The 705-nt window shown below is 68.4% G+C and carries 1 protein-coding gene; it reads left to right on the forward strand.

Annotation, left to right across the window (positions count from 1 at the left end; genetic code table 11):
- The coding region (locus OR16_RS39080; protein WP_006165039.1) for a dihydroxy-acid dehydratase at positions 1-557 on the forward strand (557 nt) is incomplete at its 5' end.
- Between the last annotated feature and the right edge of the window lie 148 nt (positions 558-705).

The raw sequence follows: 705 nt of genomic DNA on the forward strand, positions 1-705 counted from the left end.
TGATCAAGCCATCGGCCGCCACGCCCGCGCTGCTCAAGCACACCGGCCGCGCCGTGGTGTTCGAGAACAGCGAGCATATGCACCAGCGGCTCGACGATGAATCGCTCGACGTCGACGAGAGCTGCGTGCTGGTGCTCAAGAACTGCGGCCCGCGCGGCTACCCCGGCATGGCCGAGGCCGGCAACATGCCACTGCCACCCAAGGTGCTGCGCAAGGGCATCACCGACATGGTCCGCGTATCGGATGCACGCATGAGCGGCACGGCTTACGGCACGGTGGTGCTGCACGTGGCGCCGGAAGCCGCGGCCGGCGGCCCGCTGGCGCTGGTGCGAGACGGCGACATGGTTGAACTGGACGTGGCCGCGCGCAAGCTTCACCTCCATGTCGATGATGCCGAACTGCAGCGCCGCCGCGCCGCCTGGCAAGCGCCGGCGCTGCCGATGGAGCGCGGCTGGACGCGGCTCTATGTGGAGCATGTGCAGCAGGCCAATCTCGGCGCGGACCTGGATTTCCTGGTGGGCAAGAGCGGCGCTGCCGTGCCCAAGGACAACCACTGAGGCGCGCCGCCGCCACACACGGCTTTCCATTTGCGACGTACCGCCGCCCCCCCGGCATGAACGGCCCACGGAGACACCACGCATGGCATCGGTCCAGATACGCGGCATCCAGAAGTACTTCGGCAGCACGCAGGTCATCCACGGGGTG

This window comes from Cupriavidus basilensis OR16, assembly GCF_000243095.1.
GTDB classification, from domain to species: Bacteria; Pseudomonadota; Gammaproteobacteria; order Burkholderiales; family Burkholderiaceae; genus Cupriavidus; species Cupriavidus basilensis_D.